Below are 24,013 nucleotides of genomic sequence, written 5' to 3'. Positions count from 1 at the left end.
GAGAGAAAGAGAAATTGAAGAAGAACGTTCTTATCATTGGTGCAGGAGGTGTCGCCAAGGTGGTGGCCCACAAGTGCGCGCAGCACAACGACGAACTCGGTCGTATTGCTATCGCGTCGCGCAACATCTCCAAATGCCAGGCCATCATCGACAGCGTCAAGGCCAAGGGTAGCCTCAAGCAACCCGCAGAAATCAAGGCTTTCTCGCTGAATGCGCTGGACGTTGAAGCGACCAAGGCGCTGATCCGCGAAACCGAATCGCAAATCGTCATCAACGTCGGTTCTGCGTTCCTCAACATGTCGGTGCTGCGTGCCTGCATCGATACTGGCGTGGCCTACCTGGACACCGCCATTCACGAAGAACCGGGCAAGATCTGCGAGACGCCGCCCTGGTATGGCAACTACGAGTGGAAACACCTCGAGGAATGCCAACAAAAGAACGTTACCGCCATTCTTGGCGTGGGCTTCGATCCGGGCGTGGTCAACGCCTATGCAGCCCTGGCCAAGCAACAGTATTTCGACAGCATTGAGTCGATCGATATTCTCGACGTCAATGCTGGATCCCATGGCAAGTACTTTGCCACCAACTTCGACCCGGAAATCAACTTCCGCGAGTTCACCGGGCAGGTATGGAGCTGGCAGAACAGCCAGTGGACCAGCAACACCATGTTCGAAGTCAAGCGCACTGACGACTTGCCGGTAGTCGGTTCGCAAAACCTGTACCTGACCGGTCACGACGAAGTGCACTCGCTGTCGAAGAACCTCGACGTGCCGAACGTGCGCTTCTGGATGAGCTTTGGCGAGCACTACATCAATGTGTTCACTGTGCTGAAGAACCTTGGCCTGCTGTCCGAGCAACCGGTCAAGACTGCCGAAGGCCTGGAAGTGGTACCGCTCAAACTGGTCAAGGCCGTATTGCCTGATCCGTCCTCGCTGGCACCGGGTTACACCGGCAAGACCTGCATCGGCGACCTGGTCAAAGGCACCAAGGACGGCCAGCCGCGAGAAGTGTTCATCTACAACGTAGCGGATCACGAAGAGGCTTACGCCGAAACCGACAGCCAGGGCATTTCCTACACCGCAGGCGTGCCGCCTGTAGCGGCGGCGCTGCTGGTTGCCCGTGGCGAGTGGGATGTGCAGCGCATGGTCAACGTCGAGGAGCTGCCGGCCGAGCCGTTCCTCAAGGCGCTGGACGTGATGGGCCTGCCGACGCGGGTCAAGGACGAGAACGGCGACCGTCCGTGGAACTGAGTTTCACCCTGCGGTAAAGGGTCGAGGCGCCTTGCTGGCGCCTCGATTCAAAGTAAGTAGCTGTTTTAACAACAATTTGTGCAGTAGGGGGCTTCCCAGAAGCATCGATGTTTGTTAAATTAGCGCCCAGTTCGCAAGTGAGTGCCAGGCACTCATCGCTACAGTTACAGGGGCGTCGCCAAGCGGTAAGGCAGCAGGTTTTGATCCTGCCATGCGTTGGTTCGAATCCAGCCGCCCCTGCCATTCTCTCGTTGTATCCTCCCCACCGGTTGTGATTTTGGCTCCGTGGGAGCGGGCTTGCCCCGCGATAACCTCAACTCGAAATGCCCATTGGCTTCCTGCCAATTTACTGTCATCGTTGCCACTTCTTCTCCCTGGCAAGGACTGCCGTCCATGGCATTGCACCTCTGGCTCACTTTTTCCTTCGCATACCTGCTGACCTCCCTGACCCCTGGCCCCAACGTATTGCTCACCGTGCGCAACGCCTTGCGCCATGGCCCGGCGGGCATGGGCGTGACTTTGTTCGGCAACCTGCTGGCGCAATTACTGGTGATCAGCGCCGTGGCCTGGGGTGTGGGGGCAATGCTGCTAGCCTTGCCGACAGCATTCCTGGCCTTGAAGGTTATCGGCGCGGGCTACCTGATCTACCTCGGTGCACGTCAACTGTTCGCCCGCAAAGCGTCAGCGGTGGCCGCAACCCAGGCCCCCGAGCACCTGACACAATCGAAGTGGCGCATTGGCAGCGAGGCTTTCCTGGTCTCTGCCAGCAACCCGAAGACCCTGATCTTCTTCTGCGCCTTCCTGCCGCAGTTCCTCGACCATGGCCGGCCGATCGCCGAGCAGTTCACGGTCATGTACCTGACCAGCGCCGCCATCGTCTGCGGCGTGCACTCGTTCTACAGCTTCAGTGCCATGCGCTTTAGCAAACACGTGAAAGCCTCGCGCCTGGTGGCGGCGCTCAAGCGTGCCACTGGCGCGCTGTTCATCGGCCTGGGTGTGCGCTTGTTGAGTGCTCGGGCGGTATAAAACGCTCGTTCACAGATACCGCACGGCGCCCATGCCGGCCATGGCCGCCAGCCCCAGCAGGCAGATGATGCCTACGACGTAGGCAAGGGTGCGCCAGGGTTGCCAGCGCGCCAGGTAGGCCAGGGTGTGCACCAGGCGTGCAGCGGTGAACAGCACCATCAGCCCGGCCGTCAGCATGAACGGCGGGTTGAACACCAGGCACAGCGCGCCCAACACAAAAAACAGCGGAATGTTCTCCAGATCGTTAGCCCAGGCCTGGGCTGCGCGGCGCACTTGCGGCAACTCCTGGGCACTGGCTTCGCGGCCGACCAGGCTTGCGTCTTCAGGGTTCTTGAAGGTCAGCCGGCTGATGCGATAGAAGCCCTGATAGCAGGAGATCGCCAACATCTTCACAAACAGCGCGACCACGCACAGGGCGTAGACGGAGAGTAGCGTGTGCATCTTCATTCCTTTGAAATGGGGAGCGCGATAATCGCCTGGATCACTCGAACAACAAATCCGCAGCCAGTTGCGGATACTCAACCTGCATATTGGCCAGGCATTTTTGCATCAGTTCGGCATCTCTGGGCAACCGCCTGGAGAATGCGTCCCAACCACTGATCTGCAACTGTAGAGGCATCTGTACAAGCCCGGTAATGGCATCCCAGAACGCATCCCAGTTACAGCCATACCAATCGGGGAAGGCGAGGGCATCTTTTAACAGGTAGTGCAGGTCCTCGGCGCTTGTCACCTTGTTCAGGTCAATCACTACAACTTGCAGGCGGTTCAATTGAAATGCCCGAGGTAGGTGAGTGTGGTCGTGCTTTGCGGCTGTCGTAGAGGCGCGTGATCAGGCGCACGGCGATCCCCATTGATCGCGTTGTCGCCGACGATGATGAAATGACTGAAAGCCTCCAGAGACCGGGAACACAGCAGCGCTTTCTGCGCCTCGCTGGCTACCAGGCTCTGTACGTACGCCAGCGACTCATCCAGCTCGACAAAGTCCGAATCCAAAAAGAACTCAAGCTCCTGGACCAGGAGCCAGCTCGGGTTGTTATTCTCCCATGCCGTGTATTGAGCCGGGCTCGCATCTTCGGGCGGCTCGGGCTGCCACTGCTCGAATGCAAATTGTCGTGCTTGGTCTTCGCTCTGGAAGGTGGCGGCGAAGAGGTGGAAGGGGTAGTAGCGTGGATCGTCCATAATCTGCCGTGCCGAGTGTTTTGAATGGCGCGCAGGTTATCAGTGTTGAGTGATTAATTTGTTGCCTGGTTTACGATCGCTGGCAAGCCCACTCCAATAACAGATAGCTGTGCCTCAACCGTCCGTCGCCCATACTGCACTTTCGCCACCATCCCCTGGCCACCCCGGTTTTCCCTGCTTAACTGCAAGGGGCTGCCAGGCAGGCAGCTATGCGCCCAGGGAGGGCTCAATACCGTCGCACCTCGGCAAGCCTTGCCCATCGCCGGCAGGGTTGTACCGGACCGCAGCGTCTTCGCCGCAGGCAATCTGCGCGTGACGCCATCACGGAGGTCGCAACGCCATTCGCCTATCTCCAACTGTGCGCCAAGGAAGTCACCGGCCAGAAACAGCCTACGCGCTTGTTTCCACTCATTGATTGCAATGGAGGCACCATGACTGACTCACTACAAGCACCTGTAATCGGACTGTTCCCACTGTCTTATGTTATTGGCACCGAGGCATCCGGCGCCCAGCGCCTGGTACTCGACCTGCTGGTTCATCCAGCCGACCGCACCCTGCGCGGCGTCGCCCAGCTCACCCAGGCGACCAACCCACCGCTGGACCAGCACTTGGACGTCTGGGGCACCTTCAGCTATCAGCCGCTCCTGCCACCGAGCTCGAGCAAAATCCTTATTACCCTGCAAGGCAACCATGGCGGCAAGACGGCCAATTCACCGATCACCTTCTACCTCAATCTTGCGGTCGGCACCGACTGGCAAAAAGGCCTGGCGGGTTATAGCTACCTGAACAGCCAAGGGCAAAGGATCGTGGTCGAAGCCCCCGCGCACCGGGAAGAAACCCGTATCCAAACTTTCGGCAACCTCGACATCCAGGCACCGCTGCACGCCACTACCCTGGACGCGGTGATTGCCACAGGCGATGTCGAGCACCTCAAGGCCCTGGCCGCCGGTGACGCCGGCCAGGCGCTGAATACCGCCATCGATTCGACCAACAGCGCTTCCGGCAAAGCCGGCAAGTCCAGCCGCGCCTGACCAGACAAGGAGTCGTACCATGCCTGCAATCGGACTGTTCCACACTCGCCTCAACGTGCGCACCGGCCTGCTCGGCGCGCCGGTCCTGACCCTCGATCTGCTGGTCAATACCGTGCAGAAGAGGATCAGCGGCGTAGCCAGCATCTTCACTGCTACGTACCCGCCGCTGAACTTCCACGCCGATGTCTGGGGTGACTACTCAGACCTCAAGCTCGGCCTCAAAGGCGAGGGCCATATCGTCCTTAACCTCACTGGCAGCCCGAGCGGCCCGTTCAGTACCCTTGAGCAGACCTTCCACCTGCACGGGATCCTCGACGCTGACTGGGCCAGGGGGACCGCCACCTACCGCTACCTGCGCCTGGATGGTGGAGATTGGCACGTGGTGCCCCACGCCAAGGTGCGCCAGGCACCGACCGAGACTCACCAGAGCCACAAGGATCTCGGCGAGCACAGCCGAAACCGTCTGCGGACGGCGATTGCCGAGCTGGAAAGCGTGTAAACCGGCGTAACAGGAGGGCAGCCCGGGGTGACCGGGTTGTCTTTCTCTCTCTCTATAAACATCGCTCGGCCAGGGGAGCGTCGCCTTACCGGTTTGAAGGACAAGACATCCCAGCGAAAACCCGGATAATGGCGGCCAAATCGTTTTGCTCGGTATGGTAATCCCCCATGGAAATCAAGGTTAACTTTCTCGACAACCTTCGACTTGAAGCCAAGTTCGATGACTTCACGGTGGTGGCCGACCAACCTATCCGCTACAAGGGCGATGGCTCGGCGCCAGGCCCGTTCGACTACTTCCTGGCCTCCTCGGCGCTGTGCGCGGCGTACTTCGTCAAGCTGTACTGCCAGACCCGTGACATCCCCACCGATAACATTCGCCTGTCGCAGAACAACATCGTTGACCCGGAGAACCGCTACAAGCAGATCTTCAAGATCCAGGTCGAGCTGCCGGCTGATATCAGCGAGAAGGACCGCCAGGGCATCCTGCGCTCCATCGACCGTTGCACGGTGAAGAAGGTGGTGCAGACCGGCCCCGATTTTGTCATCGAAGAGGTGGAAAACCTCGATGCCAATGCCCAGGCCCTGCTGATGCTCGACCCGGCCTCGGACACCAGCACCTACATCGCCGGCAAGGACCTGCCGCTGGAGCAGACCATCGCCAACATGTCGGCGATTCTCGCAGGCCTGGGGATGAAGATCGAGATCGCCTCGTGGCGCAACATCGTGCCCAACGTCTGGTCGCTGCATATCCGTGATGCACAGTCGCCGATGTGCTTTACCAACGGCAAGGGGGCGACCAAAGAGGGCGCGCTGGCCTCGGCACTGGGCGAATTCATCGAGCGGCTGAACTGCAACTTCTTCTACAACGACCAGTTCTGGGGCGAAGACATCGCCACTGCAGAGTTTGTCCACTACCCGGACGAGCGCTGGTTCAAGCCTGGGCGCAAAGATGCACTGCCGAAGGAAATCCTCGACGAGTACTGCCGCGAGATTTACAACCCCGATGGCGAGTTGTGTGGCTCGCACCTGTACGACACCAACTCGGGCAATATCGAGCGCGGTATCTGCTCGCTGCCGTTCGTGCGCCAGTCCGATGGCGAGGTGGTGTACTTCCCCTCCAACCTGATTGAAAACCTCTACCTGAGCAACGGCATGAGCGCCGGCAACACCCTGGCCGAAGCCCAGGTGCAGTGCCTGTCGGAGATTTTCGAGCGGGCGGTGAAGCGCGAGATTCTCGAAGGCGAACTGGCCCTGCCGGATGTGCCGCAAGCAGTGCTGGCCAAGTACCCGGCCATTCTTGCCGGCATCCAGGGCCTGGAAGAGCAGGGCTTCCCGGTGCTGGTCAAGGACGCCTCGCTGGGCGGTGCCTTCCCGGTGATGTGCGTGACTTTGATGAACCCACGCACGGGCGGCGTGTTCGCCTCGTTCGGCGCGCACCCAAGCTTTGAAGTGGCGCTGGAGCGCAGCCTCACCGAATTGCTCCAGGGCCGCAGTTTTGAAGGCCTGAACGACCTGCCGCAGCCAACCTTCGAAAGCCACGCGGTGACCGAGCCGAACAACTTTGTCGAGCACTTCATCGACTCCAGCGGCGTGGTGTCGTGGCGCTTCTTCAGTGCCAAGGCAGACTTCGAGTTCGTCGAGTGGGACTTCAGCGCCGAGGGCGAACACGCCAACGCCGAAGAAGCCGCAGCGCTGTTCGGCATTCTCCAGGACATGGGCAAAGAAGTGTACATGGCGGTGTACGAGCACCTGGGCGCCACGGCGTGTCGTATCCTGGTACCGGACTATTCGGAAATCTATCCGGTAGATGACCTGATCTGGGACAACACCAACAAAGCGCTGTTCTTCCGTGAAGACATCCTCAACCTGCACCGTCTGGAGGATGAGCAACTGCATGCGCTGGTCGAGCGCCTGGAAGAAAGCGAGCTGGATGACTACACCGACATCACCACCCTGATCGGCATCGAGTTTGACGACAACACCGCCTGGGGCCAGTTGACCATCCTCGAATTGAAACTGCTGATTCACCTTGCCCTGCAGCAATTCGAGCCCGCCAAAGAGCTGGTCGAAACCTTCCTGCAGTTCAACGACAACACCGTTGAGCGCGGTCTGTTCTATCAGGCGGTGAATGTGGTGCTCGAAGTGGCGCTGGACGATGAGCTGGAACTGGCCGATTACGAGGTCAACTTCCGCCGCATGTTCGGCAACCCGCGCATGGACGCGGTGCTCGGTTCGGTGGACGGCAGCGTACGCTTCTACGGCCTGACGCCGACCAGCATGAAGCTCGAGGGCCTCGAGCGTCACCAGCGCCTGGTCGACAGCTACAAAAAGCTGCACGCGGCGCGGGCCAAGGTGGCCAACCTGTCTCGGTAAGACGCGTAAACAAGAATAGCACCTTCGGGTGCTTTTTTTGTGTTTATGCATCCAGGTTATAGCCCTGTAACCAACGAATCTTGCCACTGAAACGGCGCCGCTTGCCGGATCATCAGGTTGGCGTTTAGCTGAGCGTTCGTGTGAACAACCTCATCAGGTGCAGACCATGAGCACACCTCTGGATATGAATGCCTTGAAGGCCCGCCAGCAGGCGGCTTGGGCCAGTGGCGATTACGCGGTGATTGGCACCACCTTGCAGTTGGTTGGCGAACGCCTGGCCGAAGCCTGCGACTTGCGCTGGGATGAACAGGTGCTGGATGTCGCCGCCGGCAACGGCAACGCCACCCTGGCCGCCGCCCGGCGTGGCTGCCAGGTCACCTCTACTGACTATGTCGGCGAGCTGCTCAAGCGTGGCGAAGAGCGCGCGCGGGCCGAACATCTGAGCAATGTTGTGTTTCAGGTCGCCGATGTTGAAGCCTTGCCGTTCCAGGCGGGAGCGTTCGACGCAGTGGTCTCGACTTTCGGTGTTATGTTCGCCCCCGACCAGGCCCAGGCGGCCAGGGAGCTGGGGCGTGTGTGCCGCTCGGGCGGTCGTATTGGCCTGGCGAACTGGACCCCACAAGGTTTTGTCGGGCAAATGTTCAAGACCCTCGGTCGCCACGTCCCGCCACCGGCTGGTGCGCTACCGCCGTCGCGCTGGGGCGATGAGGAACAGCTGCACACTCTGTTTGCCGATGCTATCGGCTCGATCAAGGTAAACCGGGAACACTTCAACTTCCGCTATCGTTCGCCAGCGCATTTCATCGACGTGTTCAGGACCTGGTATGGACCGGTGCACAAGGCATTCGCATCGTTGGAGGGTGACAAGGCCAGCGCCCTGGAAAGCGATCTGAGCCAACTGTTGAACGACAGCAATGTGGCGCAAGGTTCGCTGGTGGTGCCCAGCGAGTACCTGGAAGTCGTTATCACTCGCCGCTGAGCAATTTAGGTGGGAGCAACTGTCTTGATGAAAATCTAAAAAGCTTGCGCGATCTCTGTGGGAGCGGCGATGCGGCGACCCGACTTGCCCCGCGAAGCGATGTGACTGACAGACCGCTATCGCGGGGCAAGCCCGCTCCTACAGATGTATCGTGTCGATGACTGCGCCGGTAAAGAAGTCCACGACCTCCAGGCGATGGGTCAACAACCGATCGCCAAACCAGTCGGCCGCAAGCCGGGCAGGTGGGCCGTTTTGCCGCACAACGGCGTTTTCGACCTGGCCGCTGTCCGTCGCAATGATGATGTCTTCGCCCCAGTCGGAGCGCTGGGTTGCTGAGAGGGGCAGGCACAGGTGGCTGCCAGACTCATTGAAGAAGATCTGCCCGGAGCCGGTCTGGCCGTACTCACTCATGTCCCTGGCCCAGCGCACCGCGCCGTCGCGGTCGCAGCAAAGCAGGCGGTGGTTTTCGCCGACGACGAACAGGTATTCGCCATCGCGAGAAAAACGCAGGTTTTTCACCTTGGCCGCAAGCGACACCGCCACCTTGCTGATCTCGCCGCTGGCGCAGTCAACGACCAGTACGCTGTTGCTGGCGCGCTCATCGGGGGCCCAGAGTTTACCCTGCACGGGGTCGATGCTGCCGAACCTGGCGTCGACATCGCGAGCGATAGGCTCGCTGCATTCGCCGCTGTCCAGGTCGATGACCACGGGGCGTTTTTTACCGTTGCCGACACTGACCAGCGCGTACTTGGCGCTGGGGTCGAAACGCGCCCAGTACGACAGGAACCTGTCGGTTGCCTGCAGCGGCGCACCGTCCTGGATAAAGCTCAAGCGTGAGCGACTGGCGCCGCGCAGCACCAGCCAGTCGATCCCTTGCAGGGCCATGCGCCGGCCATCGGCGCTGATGTCACTGACACTATCGTCGGCCTGCGGGCCAAGCGGGTAGCTAACGGCGCCGCTGTCCGGATCGTATTGGCTCAGGCGGGTCGGGCGGATGCTGTCGTGTTTGTCGAAGAACACCAGGCGGCGCGGTACATCAATGTACATTGGAACTTCCCAGGGCCGTTGGGCAAAGAGGCGCAGGATAAAGCCAGGCCGGGTTTCTGCAAAGCCTCACATCGGCTGCAACGTCCTGAACTGCTCGACGAGCCAGGCATGCAACTGCGACACCGCCGGCGAGAGCTGTTTGCGATGCGGGCAGACCAGGCTCAAGGGCAGCACCTCGCCAGGGCAGTCGGGCAGCACCAGCTCAAGACGCCCGGCCAGCACATCGGCGCTGACATCCAGCCAGGACTTGAACGCGATACCTTCGCCCTCGATCGCCCAGCGGCGAGCAACCTCGGCGTCGTCGCTGAACAGTGGCCCTGAAACCTGAAGGGTCTGCGAACCCACCCGCCACTTGTCGTAGACGCGGCCGTGTTGCAGGTACAGCAAACAGTCGTGGGCGAGCAGGTCCTTTGGGGCCGATGGACGGCCATGGCGTTCAAGGTAAGCTGGCGAGGCCACCAGCACCCGCCGATTCCACGGTGCCAGCGGCAGCGCCACATAGTTGGCCTCGGCGTTGAGCCCATAGCGAATGGCGATGTCCACTGGGTCGCGAAACAGATCGGCGATCTGGTCGGAGAGAAACAGACGCAGATTCAGTTGCGGGTGTTCGCGTCGAAACGCCGAGAGCCAAGGCAGCAGAATGTTGCGCCCAAGATCCGAGGGCGCGGCGACTTGCAGCACGCCTTGCAGCGGGGCGTTGTCACCGCGCAGGCTGTCGCGCCCTTGCTCGAGGGTTTGCAGCACCGACACGGCGGTCGGCAGGTACTGCTCACCTTGCGCCGTCAGGCGCAGGCTGCGGGTGGTGCGGGCAAACAGGCGCACGTCGAGTTCGTGCTCAAGGCGCTTGATCGCTGCCGCCACCTGGCCCGGTAGCAGGTCGGCCTCAAGCGCCGCAGCGGTGAAACTGCCCAGGGCGGCGCTGCGGACAAACATCCCCAGATCATCAATACGGATCATTTTCACTCCTGCAGTGAAAGTGTTGGCGCATTTTGCCGGTTTTTCTTTACCACGGGGAAAGTAAAACTATGCCTCGACCTTACTTCTTCAATCAGGAATGCACCCATGGATCTCGTCAGCCTGGCTCAACACCGCTACACCACCAAGGCCTTCGATGCCACCCGCAAAGTCCCGGCCGCCACGCTGCAGGCCTTGCTCGAACAACTGCGCAACAGCCCGTCCTCGGTGAACTCGCAGCCCTGGCATTTCGTCATAGCCCAAACCGACCAGGACCGTGCGCGTATTGCCAAGGGCACCGAGAACGGCTTTGCCTACAACCAGGCAAAAATCCTCAATGCCTCCCACGTCATTGTCTTTTGCACACGCACCCACATGCCTGAGGAGCACTTGCAGGCGGTGTTGGCCCAGGAGGCTTGCGACGGACGTTTTCATACCGACCAGGCCAGGGCAGGGCAGGACGGCAGCCGACGTGGCTATGTCGATCTGCACCGCTACGAGCAAAAAGACTTGCAGCACTGGATGGAGAAGCAGACCTACCTGGCGCTTGGCACGCTGTTGCTCGGGGCGGCCTCGCTGGGCGTTGATGCAACGCCCATGGAAGGTTTTGACAGCAAGGTGCTGGATGCCGAACTGGGCTTGCGTGAGCAGGGTTTCACCAGTTTGGTGCTGGTCAGCCTCGGCTACCGCAGCAGCGAAGACTTCAACGCCGGCCTGCCCAAGTCGAGGTTGCCTGCGCAGTCACTGTTTACCTATCTGTAAACAGGTGTCCGCGCGGCCGATAAAGTTGAATTAGCGCGCAATGCCCGCCAGAATCGCGCCCCGATCCGGCCAACGGTGCCGGACGTTCGTGCTCAAAGAGGCTGCCGTTGAACCAACAGACTTTGTCCATGCGCCTTCAGCGTGTGGCCGCGCAAGTGCCGGCCGGTGCGCGCCTGGCCGATATCGGCTCAGATCACGCCTACCTGCCGGTGGCATTGCTGCGCCGTGGCGCGATCGCCGCAGCGGTAGCCGGCGAGGTGGCGTTGACGCCGTTCAACGCCGCCTGCCGCACCGTCCGTGACCAGGGCCTTGAGCAGCAGGTCAGGGTGCGCCTGGCCGATGGCCTGGCGGCGATCGAGCCTGCGGATGCGATCGACGCGATCAGCATCTGCGGCATGGGCGGCGAGAGCATTCGTGACATCCTCGACAGCGGCAAGGCCCGGCTGAGCGGCCGAGAGCGGCTGATCCTGCAGCCCAACGGCGGCGAACAACCGTTGCGCCAGTGGCTGATGGACAACGGCTACCGCATCCTGCACGAGGAGATCCTGCGGGAAAATCGCTTTGACTATGAAGTCATCGTCGCCGAGCGGGCCGGGCCGGTGGCCTATACCGAAGAGCAACTGTACTTCGGCCCGTTGCAGATGCAGGCCCGCAGCCCGGCCTTCCTGGCCAAGTGGCAAAGCATTCTGCAGCGCAAGCAGCAGACCCTGGCCAACTTCGCCCGCGCGCGCCAGGCCGTGCCCGAGGACAAGGTTCAGCAAGTCGCCCGGCAAGCTCGGTGGATTACCGAGCTGCTGGCGTAGGCCGGTTTATTGCTGGGCTGGTTGCTGGCGAAGCTGCGCTGGATCGGACTGCAATTGCCACTGGCTGCGTTGCGACTGCAGCTGTGCTTCCAGGATCGATAGGCCGCGATCGCGCAGGGAGATGCGTTCGCGCTCGAACAGGTCGGTGAGCAGGCCCAGCAGATTGCGCGATTCGGAGACGGAGCGTGGTGTGCTCAGGTCGCTTTGCAGCGCGCCATTGGCGTAAGTGCGCACACGCTCGTTCTGGCTCGCCTGCTGAGTGGCGCTGGCTTGCACCAGGACATTGTTGTCGTAGCTCAGGCGCGTGCTACTGCTCGATTGGTCGCTGATCTGGTGGTAACGGTAGTTCTGCGACAACAGAGCGTTGGCCAGCGACTCCTGTGGGTAGAGGCTGGTGTGGTAGGCGGCGGTGAGCTGCGCCTGCTGATCCTGTTGCACCGAACGGTTCGCCGGGGACGCACCACTGGCTTTGGTGGACTGGGACACCTGGTAGTCGAAGTGGTCCATCTCTGTCGGCCGCAGCGAGTTTGGCTGCTGGCTGGTCTGGCTGATCGATGCGCTGAAGTCTGCCAGACCACTGAGCAGAACGGTGTCTTTGGCAGCCAGCAATGGGATACGGCCGGTCGATGGCCTGCCGATGTCGTCCGCGCTATTGAGCTGAACGAAGGCGTCCTTGAGCAGGCTCACCAGGTTCTTGTCACCTTTGCCGCGGCTCTGCGCCGCATCGAACTGGCTCAGGTAATTGCTGATCGCGGCCTGGCGCTGGGCGCTTTTTCCCAGCAGTGAGCTGTCGCGGGTATCGAGGTTCAACTGCACATTGCCGGCAGGGCCCTGCAGGCTGAGTTTGCGCGTGCTGTCGTCCAGTTTCAGGTCGAAGGACAACGGCTCACCATTTGCCGTGTCCAGCTTGGTTCGCATCTGCAGCGAGCTGAACAGGGCCGGGTCGAGTGTCGCCAGCTTGCCTAGTTGCAGGCGCGGTGGCTCCTCGCTCAGGCCGGTGATGGCTGCCTGAAAACTGTCGGCCAGCGACGCCAGGCCGTTGAGCTCATCGCTCGTGAGCTGGCCTCCCTGCACCTCGGCGCTGACTGCCAGGCCTTGCTCATTGCTGGCCAGGGTCAGGGCAATGGAGGTACCAGACGCGGTGGTCAGGCTCAGGTTCACGGCATTGGCCGGGTGTTGGCGCAAGTTGTTGCCTTGAAGCTTCAGGGCCTCGGCACTTGGCTGGCTACCCTCGGCGAAGGCGAACACCGATTGGGTGAATGACTGCCCACCATTGGCCACTAATTCATTGAGCAAGGCAGCGCCGAGGCCATGCAAACGCGAGCCGATAGCCGAAGACTGGACGCCGACTAGAAGCTTCGTGCTGAGCTTGGTCTGGCTGTCATGTTCCAGCGCGTAGCGTAGGGGTACTGTGATGACCCCGCGGGACGAATAGGTGCTGGTGTCCTCTTCACGGGGGCTCTGGCCCAGGCTGACGGTGCTACTGGCAATCGGTGCGAGTGGCTTGGCAGCGGTGCTCACAACCGCCGGTGTCGGCTGGACGGCCGTGTAGGCAGGGGCAATGCGCAATCCTGCGCTGATTGGAGTCATGGTCGTTACCCGTAGTATCCATACTTGTTCAAAGGTATCGGCGGCGGATTGCCAAGCTTGAGTGTGTGGGCGCGGGCTTGCCCGCGATCCGGGCAGTTCCGTCCGCTCGTAGTCCGGCAATACCTATTGTTACCCGAAGAAAGTGGGATAGGATCGTCCCCAACTGCAATGGATCATCCGACCTCAAGGACCCGACATCGATGGATAGTCACTTCTCTCAAGTAAGCGAGCGCTTGCATAATCGCCGGTTCGCAGTTGCCAACAATGCCCATGGGCTCTCCGGTGCAGGTACGGTCTTCCACTACCAGGTCGAGGGCAATGCCATTTCCAGCACCTACCAGGGCGGCCGCATCCGCCTGGGTCATCAGGTCGGGCGCGCAACGGGCCCCGATACCATCGAACTGCTGTTCCACTGCCTGACCACCGATGACGAACTGCTCTGCGGCTGGTCGCGCGGCACGCTCGGTGTTGATCAGGCAGGGCGCACCACGCTGAGCTTCGTCTGGGGTTGGTTGTCGGGTGCGACGGGGGGCGGGGAGTCGAGCTACATCGAACTTGCCGCGTAGCAATGACGGGGTCTATTTTCGTTATGTCGGCAAGGACAAGGTCAACCTGTTGATTGACGAGGACGACGGCAAAACCGTGCAAGCCAAGCTGTTGTATGACACCGATGGCACCGGCACCATCGGCTGGATCAAATACACCCCGGCTACCCGCGAATTGCTCAACACCTCGGCGGACCTTGAAGAGCCGGTGAAGCTGCGCTTCGATGCGGCGTTCGCCGATGGCTATGCACAGTGCGTAGCGGAGCAACAGGCCGGTTGATGTATCGTCAAGCGCTCGGTGCAATGATGGCGTCAGGACTGGCTTCAGCGTCCACTTTCAGCCGGTCAGCCTTGCAAATGTATTTAGGCTTGCTCTTGGGCGCCAATTTGGCACTGGCCTTTTTGGCGTGGGCCTTCAACAGATGCTTGATTTTCTTTTGACGGTTCACTTTTTTACTCGGAATTGTAAAAGCCGGAATGATATCAGCTACGCGGAGCGATGTTTCTTGATCCGGTACATATCGCTATCGGCATGGCTGAGCAGCGTGTCGGCATCCTCGGCATCGATGGGATAAAAGGCTACGCCGACACTGCAGGATGGCATCTTGATCCCGCCAAATTCAGCACCCAGCGGCTCGGCCAGGACTGCGCGAATCTGTTCGATCTTCGCATGAACGGCCTCCTGCGAATGGATACCCGGCAACAGCACAGTGAACTCATCGCCACCTATGCGCGCCACCGTGTCGGTCTCACGCACGCAGCCTTCCAGGCGCCGCGCAATCATGCAGAGGATACGATCCCCCATGGCATGCCCGTGGATATCATTGATCCCCTTGAAGTCGTTGATATCCAGAAACAGCAACGCCAGGCTACTTTGCTGGCGGTGCGCCGTGTGCAGGGCCGACTCCAGTCGATGGTTGAACAGCGAGCGGTTGGTCAGGGCGGTCAAGGGGTCGTGATGGGCCAGGAAGTGTAATTCTTCCTCAGCTTGCCTCAAGGCCGTCACATCCCGCGCGACGCCGATTCGCGCCTCCACCTCCTCGGACCAGAACGCCGCCCAGAGTATGTGCACGACACTGCCATCCTTGCGGATGTAGCGGTTGCGGAAGTCGACGTGGGATTGGCCATTCATGACCCGGACAATCGAGGTCCGGGTAACCGCCAGGTCGTCAGGGTGGATGTAGTCGGTGATCGGTGTGCCGGTCAGCTCGTCGGCACGGTAGCCAAGCAGCGTTTCGCAGGCATCGCTGACAAACACAATCTGGTTGTCCCGGTCGACCACGAACACCGTGTCCAGCATCAGGTGGATCAATTTGGGGTAGAGCGTTTGCAGGTCTACGGGCATAGGCCAGGGGTCCGCGTTGTTTTGCTGGATCATGGCTGCTGGTCAAGGCAGGTGGCAAGCCCCGTTAGACTAGCGACGATCGTGCCAGCGGTGATCCAGGCCATGAGATGCAAGGCAAAGGACCAATCATCCGTACCAAGTCGATATACTCAGCGCCATTGGTCAGTGCGAGAGAGAGGTTTATGCGCCAGGTTTTGCTTATCGTTGATGTCCAGTCCACGTTCAGCCCGCCCGAGTGGCTGGTCGATGGTGTGCGGGCCTTGTCAGAGAGGATCCTGACCATTGCCTCGGTCGAGTTGCATGATGAGCGGGTAACCCCGTTTGAAAAACAACTCGGCTGGCATCCGGCGGCCGAAGACGAGAGCCTGGTCGAGGCCGACAGGGTGTTTATCAAGCACGGCTACGGGCAGAGCGTGGAAACGATCGAGTACATCAAGCAGCTGGGCGTTGAGCGCGTGCTGGTGTGTGGCATCCAGACCGAAACTTGCGTGCTCGCCGCAGGCTTTGCGCTGTTCGATGCAGGGCTATCACCAACGCTGGTGACCGACCTGACGGTGGGCTCGTCGCTGGACAGGTCGGGCCGTCTGGGCATCGATCTGTGGAAGCATCATTTTCGTCAGGTTACGACAAGGGCAGAGATTCTGGCCGATCTTGATCGGTGAGTGTCTACCGTATGAACCATTATTAACTGTGGGCTTGCCCCACGATTCGTGCGCGAAGCGGTCGCAATCCAACCGCCACCTGGTGTGCTCGCTGCACTGGCCTCATTGCGGCATAGGTATCTACACATCTGTCGAGGATGTGTAGGCGTCAAGGCGCATGACTTGAGATGGGGTAAAGCCTACCCGGTGTACGCCGCAAGGTTTGTAGCGCCCTTGAGATCGAGCGCCGCCCGCGCGGCGCATCGCGGGCAAGGCCGGCTCCCACATTTGTTGCAACGTGCCATGGCCTGTTAGAGCGGCGTCGTGAGCCTTGGTGCATGGCGAGAGCGTGTGTTGAGGTCGTAAACCTGATAACCACCGGTCGGACCTGCACGCAGGCCTGTCGATCCTCCCCCTGCCCAATCGACCATCCTGCACACCCCCAAGGCAGGAGCATTCCCATGTCCTATGTAGACGGTTTCGTCCTCGCAGTCCCTACCGCCAACCGCGATACGTTCAAAACGCACGCCGAGGCCGCCGCCGTGGTGTTCAAGGAGTGCGGCGCGCTGAAGGTGATCGAGTGCTGGGGCGATGATGTGCCGGACGGCAAGATCACCTCGTTTCCCATGGCCGTGAAGCTCAAGGACGACGAGACGGTGGTGTTCTCCTGGATCCTCTGGCCGTCGCGCGAGGTGCGCGATGCGGGGATGCAGAAGATGATGCAGGATCCGCGCTTGCAGCCGGACAAGAATCCGATGCCGTTTGATGGCATGCGGATGATTTTCGGTGGCTTCAGGATTTTGGTGGATGTTTAGGTTGATCGCGGGGCAAGCCCGCTCCCACAGGCCCGGTGGAAGCGGGCTTGCCCCGCGATGATCTGTGCCGCGTCGTTTACCTCAGCGCCCCTCATGCTGGCGCCGATACGCTCCCGGCTGCACCCCGACGGCCTTGCTGAAGGCGCGGGTGAAGGCGGCAATCGACTGATACCCCACGGCCGCGCATACCTGTTCGACGGTGTTGTTGGCCTTGAGCAACTGGCAGGCATGGCGCATGCGCAGGGCCAGCAGTACCTGCCCCGGGGACTGCCCGGCCAGTTCACTGAAGCGCTTGAAGAACGCCGAACGAGACAGCCCGGTGCATGCCGCCATGCTTTCAAGCGACCAGGGCTGCTCGGGCTGCTCGATCAACTGCTCGAGCAGGCTGGCAAAGTTGCTGTGACGTGCCAGTGCCACCAGGCCACGAATGCCTTGGTCATCACTGACGCGCTGGCGCAGCACATACAAAAACAGCAGATGGCTTAAGCGTTCGAGCAAGGCCGAGGAGGGCGCCGGCAGGCGCTGGCACTCGGCAAGGATCAGCTCGAACAGCGCCCGCGCAGCACTGAGCGCCGGGTCACCGGCGCGCAGGATGATCCAGTCGTCCAGGCCTTCGATGATCAGCGACGACAAGCCCGGCTGAAAGTGGAAGAACCCGCAAACCAGGCCCACACCGTCGCTGGCGTCACTGTCCAGTGGCTGCATGACCTGGCGCGGTTGTTGTTGGGCCAGTTCGCACTCTGCGGCGTTGGACAGCCGATAGTTGAAGTCGCGCAGCAGGAACACCGCATCGCCAGCTTGCAGGCGAATGGCCTCGGCCTGACCGTCGATATGCAGCCAGCAATGGCCCTGGACCACCAGGTGAAAACTGGCTCGGGCCAGGCCGTGGGTGCTGGCGTGCCAGCCGCCGCAATAACGCCCGACATGGAACAGGCTGGCGTCTAGCTCAAGGCTTTCTAATAACCAATCGACGAGGGGGCTGGATGAAATCATCTAATGAAAAGACTCAGGAGCAAGTAATAGCGACTGCAGAATATGGCAGGTAATTCTTATAACCAACAGACTTGTGGCACACCCTTAGTCAGCAGGAGTCCACTCCATGTCGCGTGTCACTGTCCATACACTGCAAAGCGCCCCAGAGGCTGCCCGTCCTTACCTGGAAAACGCCCAGAAGGCCTCAGGCTTCATTCCCAACCTGCTCGGCGTGCTGGCCAACGCCCCGGCGGCGCTGGAAACCTACGTCACGGTGTCGGCCCTCAACGGCAAGGCCGAGCTGAGCCTGGCTGAGCGCGAGGTGGTGCAACTGGTGGCCGCCACCAATCACGGCTGCGACTTCTGCGTGGCCGGCCACACCGCCGTGGCCTTGAACAAGGCCAAGCTGCCGCAGGAGGTGGTCGATGCCCTGCGTGCCAAGGGCGAACTGCCGCAAGACAAGCTCGAAGCTCTGGCCGCGTTCACCCGCGAAGTGATCGCCACTCGTGGCAATGTCAGCGAAGCCGGCTACGGCGCGTTCCGCGAGGCGGGCTACAGCGAAGGCCACGCCCTTGAAGTGATCCTCGGCGTGAGTCTCGCTACCCTGTGCAATTTTGCTAATGTGTTCGCCCAAACGCCGCTCAATGACGAGCTGAGCAAGTACCGCTGGCAGCCTTCGGCCTGATGACCCTTGGCGCCAGCCTGTGCTGGCGCATTTTTTAAAGGAGTAACGCTATGCTCGATCCCGCATTGGTCACGTGGCTGGATGCTCAGGCCGAAGCCCTTGACCAGGGCCACTGCGACCCGCAGGCGGTGCTAGGGCAACTGGCGGCGGCGCAGGTACTGCGCGTGGGCATCGACCCGGCCCAGGGCGGCAGCGGCGGCACGGTTGCCGACGCGGTCGAGACGCTGGCCCAGGTTGCCAGCCATTCCCTGGCCGCCGCCTTCGTGTTCTGGGGCCAGCGCGCCTTTATCGAATACCTGCTGCACAGCCCCAACGCCGGGCTGCGCGAGCGCCTGCTGGCCGACCTGCTCAGCGGCAAACTGGCCGGTGCCACGGGGCTGTCCAACGCCATGAAGTACCTGTCGGGCATCGAAGCGCTGCAGGTCAAAGGCCTGCGTGATGATCAGGGCTGGACCCTCGCCGGTCGCCTGCACTGGGTCACCAACCTGCGCCAGGGTGGTTTTGTGGTCGCTGCTGCGATCGAAGAAGAGGGTGCTGCGCCGTTCGTCCTGGCCATCCCGGACAACGCCAGTGGGCTGAGCCGTTCCGATGACCTGCAACTGATGGGCCTGCAGTCGAGCAACACCGCTGCCTTGAATTTCGACCAAGTGTCGATCAGCCGCGACTGGCTGCTGCATGACAACGCCAAGCAGTTTCTGCCGGCCGTGCGGCCGTCGTTCCTGGGCCTGCAATGCGGCATGGCCATAGGCCTGGCGCGCCGTGCCCTGAGCGAGGTCGAGGCGCACCTGCAAGGTATGCGCTCGTTCCTCGGTGAGGCGCTGCAAGTGCTGCGCGAACGCCTGGAAAATACTGTCAGCGAATTGAAAAAGGGCCTGCTCGACGGGCGCTTTCTGACCCAACCGGCGGACTTGTTCAAGTTGCGCATCACCTTGGCGGAAACCGCCGCCGATGCCGTGCAGCTGGAGTTGCAGGCCAGTGGTGGCAAGGCCTACCTAAGCGCGCATGGCGCAGGTTTTGCCCGGCGCTGGCGTGAGTCGGCCTTCGTGCCGATCGTCACCCCGAGCCTGGTGCAACTGCGCGCTGAGCTGCAACGCCAGGCGCCAGCAGCATGAGCGAGGTGTTACTTCACGCCTGCGGTATCAGCCTTGGCTACCCACGCGAGCAAGGCTGGCACAGCGTACTGGAAGACTTTGACCTGCAACTGGCGCCGGGGGAGGTCATCACCATCCTCGGCCCCAGCGGCGTCGGCAAGTCCAGCCTGCTGCGGGTGCTGGCCGGTTTGCAACAGCCGCGCAGCGGTAGCGTGAGCCTGCTCGGCGAGCCGCTGCAAGGCCCGCATCCGCGCCTGGCAGTGGCCTTTCAGGACCCCAGCCTGCTGCCATGGCTGAGCCTGGAGAGCAACGTCGCCTTCGGCCTGGATTTCGCCCGCCAGCCCAAGCTGGCTGCCAGCGAACGGCGTGCGCGCATCGATCAGGCGATCGAGGCGGTGGGCCTGCAGCACGCCCGTGAACAGTACCCGGCGCAGCTCTCCGGTGGCATGGCGCAGCGCACCGCGTTGGCCCGCTGCCTGGCTCGCCAGCCCCAGGTGCTGCTACTCGATGAACCGTTTGGCGCGCTGGATGAAGTGACCCGCGCCGACATGCAGCAACTGCTGCTGCAACTGATCGCCCGGCACAACACCGCGGCCATCCTGATTACCCACGATATCGACGAAGCCCTGCTGTTGTCCGATCGCGTGCTGCTACTGGGCAACCACCCAGCGCGCACCCTCGGCCAATGGCACATCGACCTGCCGCAGCCCCGCGAGCAGCAGGTCGAGGAACTGGGCGCGCTGCGCATCGACATACTCAAAACCCTTCGGCGGGCCAGCCGCACACCCGAACCTGATTCCCAACCTATGCCGCTGCCGCCGGAGACTGCCCATGTGCCTGGACGACTTCACTCACACTCGTCGTGACTTCATCAAACTCAGCGCCTTGCTGACGGCTGGCGGCGCCATGCCGCTGCTCAGCAGCCTGCAAGCGCGCGCGGCCAGCGAGCCGGATGCGCCGGTGCGCATCGGCTACCTGCCGATCACCGACGCCACGCCGCTGCTGGTGGCGCACAACAATGGCCTGTTCGAGGCCGAGGGCATCAAGGCCGAGCGCCCGGTGCTGTTGCGCAGTTGGGCGCAGGTGATCGAGGCGTTCATCTCCGGGCAGGTCAACGTCATTCACCTGCTGTCGCCGATGACCGTCTGGGCCCGTTACGGCAGTAAGGTGCCGGCCAAGGTAGTGGCCTGGAACCACGTCGGCGGCTCGGGCCTGACCGTGGCCCCAGGCATCACCGAGGTCAAGCAGCTGGGTGGGCAGAGTGTGGCGATTCCGTTCTGGTATTCGATCCATAATGTGGTGGTCCAGCAACTGTTCCGCGATCACGGCCTGACTCCGGTGTCCAAAGCCACCACGGCCCAGCTCGCCGCCAACGAGGTCAACCTGGTGGTGCTGCCGCCGTCGGACATGCCGCCGGCCCTGGCCAGCAAGCGCATCGCCGGCTACATCGTCGCCGAGCCGTTCAACGCCCTGGCCGAAGACCTCAAGGTCGGCCGCGTGCAGCGCTTTACCGGCGACATCTGGCGCAACCATGCCTGCTGCGTGGTGTTCATGCACGAGCATGACCTCAACAACCGCCCAGAGTGGTCACAGAAAGTGGTCAACGCCATCGTCAAGGCCCAGCTGTGGACTTGCGATCACCGTGCCGAAGCCGCCGCGCTGCTGTCCAAGAGCGGGCCGAACAGATACACCCCGCACTCCCCGCAGGTGCTCAGCCAGGTGCTGGCGCCCGCAGCCTCGGCCCGCGACGCCTACATCGCCAGTGGCGCCATCCAGCATGGGCAGTGGGACGAGCAACGCATCGATTTTCAGCCGTATCCGTTCCCCAGTTACACCGAAGAACTGGTGCGCCGCCTGCAGAACACCCTGATCGAAGGCGACAAAGGCTTTCTCGCCAGCCTCGACCCGCAGCAGACCGCCCGCGACCTGGTCGACGACCGCTTCGTACGCAACAGTATCGAAGCAGTGGGAGGGCTCAAGGCTTTCGGTTTGCCCGACAGTTTCGAGCGTAGCGAGGAGTTCGCGATCTGATGGGTAAGCATGCAGTACATGGCGCCCTGGGCGTTGCCGGCCTGTTCGGTTTGTTGTTGCTCTGGTGGTTGGGCGTGCAGTTGTTTGGCGCGACCGATGGCCTGTCGGCGCGTTTTTCGCCCCAGGCCACCTTCAGCAGCCTGATCGAGTTGCTCGGCCAGGCCGAGGTCTACGAGCATATCTGGGTCAGCCTCAAGCGCATTCTGATCGGCTTGCTGCTGGCCCTGCTCATCGGCGTGCCATTGGGCCTGCTGGTGGGCAGCTACCGGCATCTGGAAGCGGCGACCACTCCGGCGTTCCAGTTCTTGCGGATGATCTCGCCGCTGTCGTGGATGCCGGTGGTGGTGATGCTGATGGGCGTCGGCGACCAGCCGATTTATTTTCTGCTGGCCTTTGCCGCCTTGTGGCCGATTTTGCTCAACACCGCCGCCGGTGTGCGCCAGCTTGATCCACGCTGGTTGCAGTTGAGCCGCAGTTTGAGCGCGACCCGCTGGGAAACCCTGTGCAAGGTGATCATCCACGGGGTCATCGGCCATGTGCTGACCGGCGTACGCCTGGCCATTGGCATCCTGTGGATCGTGCTGGTGCCGTGCGAAATGCTCGGGGTCAGTGCCGGCCTGGGCTATTTCATCCTCGACACCCGCGACCGCCTGGCGTACTCGGAGCTGATGGCGATGGTGCTGTTGATCGGCGTGCTGGGCTTTATGCTCGATGCCCTGGCCCGTGGCCTGCATCGGCGGTGGGTGCACGCCTGATCGCGGGGCAAGCCCGCTCCCACTTTGGACGGCCTACACCCTGGTGGGAGCGAGCTTGCCTCGCGATGCGATCTACCTTGTGCCGAACTGTTGCGCAATAAATTCACCACGCTGTAGCGTTTTCCCCGGCGGCAAACCCGCTACTGTCGACACTCGCAACCCAGCCAGGAGGCCTGCGATGCTCGACATGCAAACGCTGCTGATCTTTTCCGGTGCGGTGATCCTGTTGCTGCTGTCGCCCGGGCCGAATATGGCCTTTGTCATCAGCCACGGGCTGTCCATGGGTTGGCGCGGAGGTCTGGCTGCAGCACTGGGGATCAGCGTTGCCGATCTGATCCTGACCGTGCTGACCGCCACCGGCGTCACCGCGCTGATCGCCGCCTGGCCGCCGTCGTTCGACATCATCCGCTACAGCGGTGCGCTGTATCTGTTGTGGATGGCCTTCAAGCTGCTGCAGCCGCGCAAGGCGGGCGAGGGCCAAGGTCGGCGGGAAACGTCACTGGCGGCGGTGTTCGTTGCGGCCACCCTGAACAGCCTGCTCAACCCCAAGGCGTTGTTGTTCTTTATCGTGTTCTTGCCGCAGTTCGTGGTGCCGGCCAAGGGCGCGGTCGCCGAGCAGCTGTTGTTGCTGGGGCTGGTGCTGAGCGTGATTGCCCTGCTGTTTCATGTGCTGCTGGGGGCTTGTGGCGGGGTGATCAGCCGGTGTTTCAGTGGCCAGGGGGGCATGGCCAGGTTGCAGCCGCGTTTACTGGCCAGTGTGCTGGCGTTGCTGGCGCTGCGCTTGGTGTTGATGCAGCGCCCGGCTTGAGTGATCGGATTGCCCAGTTGCCCCACAGGTGCCGGTCAGAACCAGCGATCGTTGCGTTTGCGCCCACGGCTCAAGGCCGGCAGGATCAAACCGGCCAGCAGCCCGGCGCCGGCGATGGCGCCACCGTAAACCATGTAGCGCATCAGCACCTGCTTGTTCTCGTCCCCCAGGCGCGCCTGGGTGCTGCGCAGTTCCGACTGGGTATCGCTGAGTTCGGCATTCAACGCCTTGCTGCGTGCTTCAAGCTCTTCGATCAGCGCCTTGCGCGAGTCCAGGGTTTCCTGCATGCCTTGCACGCGGGTTTTCCAACTGTCGTCGATGGTTTTCAGTTGCTCACTGAGCTGGGCTACCTGCTCGCTCAGTTGCGGCAGACGTTCGAGCTGGCCGGGTACGGCCTGCAGGTCGCTGCTGGTGATCCATACGGTGTCGCCGGACTCGCCGCGCACTTGGCTGTAGTTGCCCTGGGTGGTCAGCAGGGTGACCTTCTGCCCGGACTTGAGGTTGCCGACGATGCGGTGGCCATCGGTCGGGCCGCTGCGCACGTAGGTGCTCAGGCTGTCACTGACCCAGCGCTCGCTGCTGGGAGCGGCTTCTTCGGCGTGCAGCGGGGAGGCAAGAACCAGCAAAGCGCCTATCAGGCCACCGGCCAGCACGCGGCGTGCGCCTGGGTTCGAGGAGGAAAACAGCGCTGGCGTCGCGCAAACAGGACGGGTGATAGGCATGATGGTCTTCGCGTGAAATAAACAGAAAAAGCCCGATGATTGGGCCGGTGAAGATGAGCGTGCGCGTAGGTCGCCTGCAGAAAGACCATATTTCTATAGGCTGGTTCACTG

At 61.8% G+C, this 24,013-nt stretch carries 28 protein-coding genes and 1 tRNA gene; 19 read left to right on the top strand and 10 right to left on the bottom strand.

The genetic code is table 11. The features are described from left to right. Window positions 1-14: 14 nt before the first annotated feature. From M5G17_RS15505 to M5G17_RS15495, 3 genes are all read left to right on the top strand, one after another. Window positions 15-1,250 (top strand): saccharopine dehydrogenase family protein, encoded by a 1,236-nt coding sequence (locus M5G17_RS15505; protein ID WP_273893777.1) that lies wholly within the window; start codon window positions 15-17, stop codon window positions 1,248-1,250. Between the two features lie 168 nt (window positions 1,251-1,418). Beyond that, window positions 1,419-1,493: transfer RNA gene (locus M5G17_RS15500), tRNA-Gln, on the top strand. 150 nt (window positions 1,494-1,643) lie between these two features. Beyond that, window positions 1,644-2,276: a LysE family translocator gene (locus M5G17_RS15495; RefSeq protein ID WP_273893776.1), complete on the top strand. Its 633-nt coding sequence runs from the start codon at window positions 1,644-1,646 to the stop codon at window positions 2,274-2,276. Window positions 2,277-2,285: 9 nt separating this feature from the next. On the opposite strand, the gene M5G17_RS15490 is transcribed toward M5G17_RS15495, so the two are convergent. From M5G17_RS15490 to M5G17_RS15480, 3 genes are read right to left on the bottom strand one after another with little or no spacing between them, the layout of a single operon-like run. Continuing rightward, on the bottom strand, window positions 2,286-2,717 hold the full coding sequence (locus M5G17_RS15490) for an MAPEG family protein (protein WP_273893775.1): 432 nt from the start codon (window positions 2,715-2,717) through the stop codon (window positions 2,286-2,288). A gap of 40 nt (window positions 2,718-2,757) precedes the next feature. Beyond that, window positions 2,758-3,045: a barstar family protein gene (locus M5G17_RS15485; protein ID WP_273893774.1), complete on the bottom strand. Its 288-nt coding sequence runs from the start codon at window positions 3,043-3,045 to the stop codon at window positions 2,758-2,760. Further along, the gene (locus tag M5G17_RS15480) at window positions 3,042-3,455 is read right to left on the bottom strand and encodes a hypothetical protein (RefSeq protein ID WP_273893773.1); all 414 of its coding nucleotides are present in this window, start codon (window positions 3,453-3,455) and stop codon (window positions 3,042-3,044) included. The genes M5G17_RS15485 and M5G17_RS15480 overlap by 4 nt, the downstream gene beginning before the upstream one ends. A gap of 431 nt (window positions 3,456-3,886) precedes the next feature. On the opposite strand from M5G17_RS15480, the gene M5G17_RS15475 reads away from it, so the two are divergent. The 4 genes from M5G17_RS15475 to M5G17_RS15460 all read left to right on the top strand — a co-directional run bounded on the left by M5G17_RS15475 (window position 3,887) and on the right by M5G17_RS15460 (window position 8,336). Then, window positions 3,887-4,486, top strand: coding sequence for a DUF1842 domain-containing protein (locus M5G17_RS15475; protein WP_273893772.1), 600 nt, complete (start codon window positions 3,887-3,889; stop codon window positions 4,484-4,486). Between the two features lie 19 nt (window positions 4,487-4,505). Continuing rightward, complete coding sequence (locus M5G17_RS15470; protein WP_273893771.1) at window positions 4,506-4,985, top strand: DUF1842 domain-containing protein; 480 nt, start codon at window positions 4,506-4,508, stop codon at window positions 4,983-4,985. Window positions 4,986-5,152: 167 nt separating this feature from the next. Continuing rightward, on the top strand, window positions 5,153-7,357 hold the full coding sequence (locus M5G17_RS15465) for an OsmC domain/YcaO domain-containing protein (protein ID WP_273893770.1): 2,205 nt from the start codon (window positions 5,153-5,155) through the stop codon (window positions 7,355-7,357). Between the two features lie 166 nt (window positions 7,358-7,523). Next, a complete protein-coding gene (locus tag M5G17_RS15460) occupies window positions 7,524-8,336 on the top strand; it encodes a class I SAM-dependent methyltransferase (protein ID WP_273893769.1) in 813 nt (270 codons plus the stop codon). A gap of 138 nt (window positions 8,337-8,474) precedes the next feature. Here the strand turns inward: M5G17_RS15460 and M5G17_RS15455 are convergent, their stop codons facing one another. Together M5G17_RS15455 and M5G17_RS15450 are read right to left on the bottom strand one after the other, a co-directional pair. Then, the gene (locus tag M5G17_RS15455; RefSeq protein WP_273893768.1) at window positions 8,475-9,383 is read right to left on the bottom strand and encodes a YncE family protein; all 909 of its coding nucleotides are present in this window, start codon (window positions 9,381-9,383) and stop codon (window positions 8,475-8,477) included. A gap of 66 nt (window positions 9,384-9,449) precedes the next feature. Continuing rightward, window positions 9,450-10,340 carry a LysR family transcriptional regulator gene (locus M5G17_RS15450; protein WP_273893767.1) on the bottom strand — a complete coding sequence of 297 codons (891 nt, stop codon included), beginning with the start codon at window positions 10,338-10,340 and terminating at the stop codon, window positions 9,450-9,452. A gap of 105 nt (window positions 10,341-10,445) precedes the next feature. Between M5G17_RS15450 and nfsB the strand changes: the two genes are divergently transcribed. Together nfsB and M5G17_RS15440 are read left to right on the top strand one after the other, a co-directional pair. Further along, window positions 10,446-11,099: an oxygen-insensitive NAD(P)H nitroreductase gene (nfsB, locus tag M5G17_RS15445; RefSeq protein WP_273893766.1), complete on the top strand. Its 654-nt coding sequence runs from the start codon at window positions 10,446-10,448 to the stop codon at window positions 11,097-11,099. Window positions 11,100-11,206: 107 nt separating this feature from the next. Beyond that, the gene (locus M5G17_RS15440) at window positions 11,207-11,902 is read left to right on the top strand and encodes a tRNA (adenine(22)-N(1))-methyltransferase (protein WP_337993350.1); all 696 of its coding nucleotides are present in this window, start codon (window positions 11,207-11,209) and stop codon (window positions 11,900-11,902) included. A 6-nt stretch (window positions 11,903-11,908) separates the two neighbouring features. On the opposite strand, the gene M5G17_RS15435 is transcribed toward M5G17_RS15440, so the two are convergent. Further along, complete coding sequence (locus M5G17_RS15435; RefSeq protein ID WP_273893764.1) at window positions 11,909-13,492, bottom strand: hypothetical protein; 1,584 nt, start codon at window positions 13,490-13,492, stop codon at window positions 11,909-11,911. A gap of 200 nt (window positions 13,493-13,692) precedes the next feature. Between M5G17_RS15435 and M5G17_RS15430 the strand changes: the two genes are divergently transcribed. Together M5G17_RS15430 and M5G17_RS15425 are read left to right on the top strand one after the other, a co-directional pair. Continuing rightward, window positions 13,693-14,058 carry an avidin-fold protein gene (locus M5G17_RS15430; protein ID WP_273893762.1) on the top strand — a complete coding sequence of 122 codons (366 nt, stop codon included), beginning with the start codon at window positions 13,693-13,695 and terminating at the stop codon, window positions 14,056-14,058. Then, the gene (locus M5G17_RS15425) at window positions 14,048-14,317 is read left to right on the top strand and encodes a hypothetical protein (RefSeq protein WP_273893761.1); all 270 of its coding nucleotides are present in this window, start codon (window positions 14,048-14,050) and stop codon (window positions 14,315-14,317) included. The genes M5G17_RS15430 and M5G17_RS15425 overlap by 11 nt, the downstream gene beginning before the upstream one ends. Window positions 14,318-14,324: 7 nt before the next feature. Here M5G17_RS15425 and M5G17_RS15420 read toward each other — a convergent pair whose 3' ends face one another. Next, window positions 14,325-14,486 carry a DUF2986 domain-containing protein gene (locus tag M5G17_RS15420; RefSeq protein WP_273893760.1) on the bottom strand — a complete coding sequence of 54 codons (162 nt, stop codon included), beginning with the start codon at window positions 14,484-14,486 and terminating at the stop codon, window positions 14,325-14,327. Between the two features lie 38 nt (window positions 14,487-14,524). After that, on the bottom strand, window positions 14,525-15,382 hold the full coding sequence (locus M5G17_RS15415; RefSeq protein WP_273893759.1) for a sensor domain-containing diguanylate cyclase: 858 nt from the start codon (window positions 15,380-15,382) through the stop codon (window positions 14,525-14,527). Between the two features lie 182 nt (window positions 15,383-15,564). Between M5G17_RS15415 and M5G17_RS15410 the strand changes: the two genes are divergently transcribed. Further along, window positions 15,565-16,044 carry an isochorismatase family protein gene (locus M5G17_RS15410; RefSeq protein ID WP_130265130.1) on the top strand — a complete coding sequence of 160 codons (480 nt, stop codon included), beginning with the start codon at window positions 15,565-15,567 and terminating at the stop codon, window positions 16,042-16,044. Between the two features lie 440 nt (window positions 16,045-16,484). Then, complete coding sequence (locus M5G17_RS15405; protein ID WP_273893758.1) at window positions 16,485-16,838, top strand: DUF1428 domain-containing protein; 354 nt, start codon at window positions 16,485-16,487, stop codon at window positions 16,836-16,838. Window positions 16,839-16,919: 81 nt separating this feature from the next. Here the strand turns inward: M5G17_RS15405 and M5G17_RS15400 are convergent, their stop codons facing one another. Then, window positions 16,920-17,831 (bottom strand): AraC family transcriptional regulator, encoded by a 912-nt coding sequence (locus M5G17_RS15400; protein ID WP_273893757.1) that lies wholly within the window; start codon window positions 17,829-17,831, stop codon window positions 16,920-16,922. 106 nt (window positions 17,832-17,937) lie between these two features. On the opposite strand from M5G17_RS15400, the gene M5G17_RS15395 reads away from it, so the two are divergent. The 6 genes from M5G17_RS15395 (at window position 17,938) to M5G17_RS15370 (ending at window position 23,180) form a co-directional block, all read left to right on the top strand. Next, on the top strand, window positions 17,938-18,495 hold the full coding sequence (locus M5G17_RS15395) for a carboxymuconolactone decarboxylase family protein (RefSeq protein ID WP_273893756.1): 558 nt from the start codon (window positions 17,938-17,940) through the stop codon (window positions 18,493-18,495). A 50-nt stretch (window positions 18,496-18,545) separates the two neighbouring features. Beyond that, window positions 18,546-19,607, top strand: a complete 1,062-nt coding sequence (locus tag M5G17_RS15390) for an acyl-CoA dehydrogenase family protein (RefSeq protein WP_273893755.1) — start codon at window positions 18,546-18,548, stop codon at window positions 19,605-19,607. After that, window positions 19,604-20,452, top strand: coding sequence for an ABC transporter ATP-binding protein (locus tag M5G17_RS15385; protein ID WP_273893754.1), 849 nt, complete (start codon window positions 19,604-19,606; stop codon window positions 20,450-20,452). Before M5G17_RS15390 ends, M5G17_RS15385 begins: the two co-directional genes overlap by 4 nt. Next, entirely contained in the window at window positions 20,418-21,617 is a 1,200-nt protein-coding gene (locus tag M5G17_RS15380; RefSeq protein ID WP_273893753.1) for an ABC transporter substrate-binding protein, read from the top strand. The genes M5G17_RS15385 and M5G17_RS15380 overlap by 35 nt, the downstream gene beginning before the upstream one ends. Further along, a complete protein-coding gene (locus M5G17_RS15375) occupies window positions 21,617-22,372 on the top strand; it encodes an ABC transporter permease (protein WP_273893752.1) in 756 nt (251 codons plus the stop codon). Before M5G17_RS15380 ends, M5G17_RS15375 begins: the two co-directional genes overlap by 1 nt. Window positions 22,373-22,550: 178 nt before the next feature. Continuing rightward, window positions 22,551-23,180 carry a LysE family translocator gene (locus M5G17_RS15370; protein ID WP_273893751.1) on the top strand — a complete coding sequence of 210 codons (630 nt, stop codon included), beginning with the start codon at window positions 22,551-22,553 and terminating at the stop codon, window positions 23,178-23,180. Between the two features lie 35 nt (window positions 23,181-23,215). Here M5G17_RS15370 and M5G17_RS15365 read toward each other — a convergent pair whose 3' ends face one another. After that, window positions 23,216-23,902: a TIGR04211 family SH3 domain-containing protein gene (locus M5G17_RS15365; RefSeq protein WP_273893750.1), complete on the bottom strand. Its 687-nt coding sequence runs from the start codon at window positions 23,900-23,902 to the stop codon at window positions 23,216-23,218. Window positions 23,903-24,013 lie beyond the last annotated feature (111 nt).

The sequence above is a fragment of the Pseudomonas rubra genome (assembly GCF_028656935.1).
Lineage (GTDB): Bacteria > Pseudomonadota > Gammaproteobacteria > Pseudomonadales > Pseudomonadaceae > Aquipseudomonas > Aquipseudomonas rubra.
Note: the sequence above shows the minus strand (reverse complement) of the source record. Positions and strands in the feature narration are given on the sequence as shown.